The 2,622-nt window shown below is 71.0% G+C and carries 4 protein-coding genes; all 4 read right to left on the bottom strand.

Annotation, left to right across the window (positions count from 1 at the left end; genetic code table 11):
* Positions 1-76: 76 nt before the first annotated feature.
* Positions 77-625, bottom strand: coding sequence for a DUF1062 domain-containing protein (locus tag EAO72_RS40165; RefSeq protein ID WP_148022331.1), 549 nt, complete (start codon positions 623-625; stop codon positions 77-79).
* A gap of 205 nt (positions 626-830) precedes the next feature.
* The gene (locus EAO72_RS40160; protein ID WP_148022330.1) at positions 831-1,406 is read right to left on the bottom strand and encodes a hypothetical protein; all 576 of its coding nucleotides are present in this window, start codon (positions 1,404-1,406) and stop codon (positions 831-833) included.
* Between the two features lie 130 nt (positions 1,407-1,536).
* The gene (locus EAO72_RS40155; RefSeq protein WP_148022329.1) at positions 1,537-2,040 is read right to left on the bottom strand and encodes a DinB family protein; all 504 of its coding nucleotides are present in this window, start codon (positions 2,038-2,040) and stop codon (positions 1,537-1,539) included.
* Between the two features lie 30 nt (positions 2,041-2,070).
* Positions 2,071-2,529 carry an NADPH-dependent F420 reductase gene (locus tag EAO72_RS40150; protein WP_148022328.1) on the bottom strand — a complete coding sequence of 153 codons (459 nt, stop codon included), beginning with the start codon at positions 2,527-2,529 and terminating at the stop codon, positions 2,071-2,073.
* Positions 2,530-2,622 lie beyond the last annotated feature (93 nt).

The raw sequence follows: 2,622 nt of genomic DNA, 5'->3' as shown, positions 1-2,622 counted from the left end.
CGGGTGGGTGGGCCTGTCCGGCGGATCGTGCCGGACAGGCCCTGGACCCGGAGGCGGGTGAACCGTACTCAGCGCTTCAGCGCTTCAGCGTGAAGGTGAAGTCGCCGGAGACCTTGCCGCTCAGCCGGACGGCCGAGACGAGCTTTCCCTCCGTGACCAGCCTTCCGACCTCGCCCCGCGAGAGCCCGCACCCTTCAGCGATCAGCCGCGCCGGCCTGACCGGTATCCGCGCGGCGAAGCGGACCGCGACATCGATCACCTCGCGGTCCAGGTGTTCCGTTCCGCCCGTGTCGAGACGCCAGGCGCCGTCCCAGTCGAGGGCTACGTGATTGCGGCGACGTACGGCGGCGTCCTGCAGCAACCTCCCTGCCAGTGCAAGGGAGTTGTCGTGCATGCGGTCCAGCAGATCAGGCCGTACGGAGCGCACATGCGTCCGCTCGAAGACCGTGAGCTTGGTGGTCTCCCCGCATGCGGTGCAGAGAGCGAGGAGCCAGGCGTCGAGCAGCTTGTGGTTCGCGTTGACGCGAAACTTTCCGTTGGCCCGGAAGCGTTCGGACGCGCACGCGTGGCAGCGACGGATGACGAGTGGCAGGCAAGTGGGCATGACGAACCAGTTGTTGAGCACAGAGGTACACCGGTTTCAGGTGAGAAGTCCGCAGCAGAAAACAGCGCGGCGCACAGGCGCGACGCGCGACAGATCAGCAGTGGGGAGGTCTCACGCGGTGTACAACGGAACGTCCTTGCCTAGACGACGTGGTGGCTCGGCAGCACGGTAGAGGAGCGCGGCAACGGTGATCCACCGGTTTTCGCGCTCCTCGCCGCCAGGCCGATCAGGACGCGTCCGCGGACGCGCGCACGCTGCCGGTCCGCGTACGGACCAGAGGCGCGAGGCCCGCCATGAGGGCGACGGCGGCGACCGGGATCAGGTCGAGGTTCACGGCGATGAGGGCGAAGGCGGCGAGGACGAGCACCGGGCTCCACGCCGGAAGCTGCCGGGGCCGGGACACGACCAGCATGACCAGCAGGGTGAGGATGCCGACCTGGAAGGCCAGGGGGCCCGCGAGCTCCAGCGGTTCGGGCAGCGGGGCGGCGTCGTCGAAGCGGGGGAACAGGTCCCCGAGGATCACCCACAGGAAACACCCGGCGCCGAACACCCCGGCGACCATGGCCGCCCCGGCGGCCGCCGCACTTCGTGCCGTATCGGCGTGGACCAGGCTGCGCAGCTCCACGACGAGCGCGCCGAGCAGGAGGAAGGCGGCGAAGAAGAAGGAGTGCCCGATGTTCCAGGCGGGCCCGGGCCCGTGGTCGCCGTCCCTGCCGTCGATGAGGCGGAACACGCCGTAGAGGAACATGAACAGCGGAACGAGCAGGGCGAACAGACGAGTTGTGCGCGTGGTTTCGGTCATGTGGCTACGGTCGCGGAGGGGCGGGGCCACGGTCCATCGGGGCGAGCCCTCATACAGCCCTGAGGTGTTCCCTAGGCCCCGCACCCCCGCACCCCCGAAGCCGCGACTGACCCGATTCACCGCACTCGCGTCACCGCCCGACCGAGCCGTCGATCTGCTCGCGCAGGATGTCCGCGTGACCGGCGTGCCGGGCGGTCTCCTCGATCATGTGGACCAGCACCCAGCGCATCGACGGCGGCGGGGTCTCGCGCAGCGAGCGGGCCCCGGGCCGGTCCAGGTCGGTGCAGGCGAGGACGGCCTCGTTCGCCCGGGCGATCGCCGCACGATAGGCGGCCGCCACATCCGGCGCGGTGTCGTCGGCGGACACCGCACCCTCGTCGTCCCAGGGCTCGTGCCCGGCGCCGGTGTAGGCCCAGACGAACCAGTTGAGCTCGGTGGCCGTCAGGTGCTTGAGCAACTGGAGCAGGCTGGTCCCGGACGGCACACCGGCCGTGCGGACCGCCGGCTCCGGAACGCCGGCGGCCTTCGCGAGGACGGACTCACGAAGGTAGTCCAGGAAGGTCAGCAGGGTGGTCTTCTCGTCGGTGTTCAGGCCTGGTGGCCGTAGATCGGGCCGGGGCGTCGAAGTCGTCATGGCGGAACCGTAGTTGGTCACCGCCGGCCCTCAGTCGGCTCCCGGGGCCTCCGGGAAGGCCAGGGCGGGTGAGCCGCCCGCCCACCACACGCCGATCACGAACGCGGCCGTGGCCTCCACGTACGCTGCCCGGTCCAGCCCGCCCGCCGGCATCGGGCTCCACCCCATTCCGGTGATCAGCTCCGTGACGTGCCCGGCAGCCCCCGCGTCGTCCGCGCAGAACGGCACGGCGGGCGGGATCGGGCCGAAGGCGCCCGCCGGGTGGTTCCACATGCTCACGTGGGCCAGGTTGAAGGCCTTCACCACATGGGCGCCCGGCGCCGCAGCGCCGATCAGACCGGCCACGCTCTCTCCGGCGCCGGTCGTCAGCATCACCCCGCCGGGCCCGGGAGAGAGCGGGTTCGTGCAGTCCACGACCGTCCGCCCGGCCAGCGCCCCGGCGTGCTCCCGGGCCAGCGCCGGCGCCGCCCCGGCCCGATCTACGGCCACCAGGCCTGAACACCGACGAGAAGACCACCCTGCTGACCTTCCTGGACTACCTTCGTGAGTCCGTCCTCGCGAAGGCCGCCGGCGTTCCGGAGC

Source organism: Streptomyces sp. OR43, assembly GCF_008042275.1.
GTDB lineage: Bacteria > Actinomycetota > Actinomycetes > Streptomycetales > Streptomycetaceae > Streptomyces.
This window is presented reverse-complemented; position numbering and strand designations above follow the sequence as displayed.

What these genes read in the sequence shown, in the direction of transcription:
- EAO72_RS40160 (WP_148022330.1), bottom strand. Translation starts at nt 1,406, where the DNA reads ATGACCGAAACCACGCGCACAACTCGTCTGTTCGCCCTGCTCGTTCCG.
- EAO72_RS40155 (WP_148022329.1), bottom strand. Translation starts at nt 2,040, where the DNA reads ATGACGACTTCGACGCCCCGGCCCGATCTACGGCCACCAGGCCTGAAC.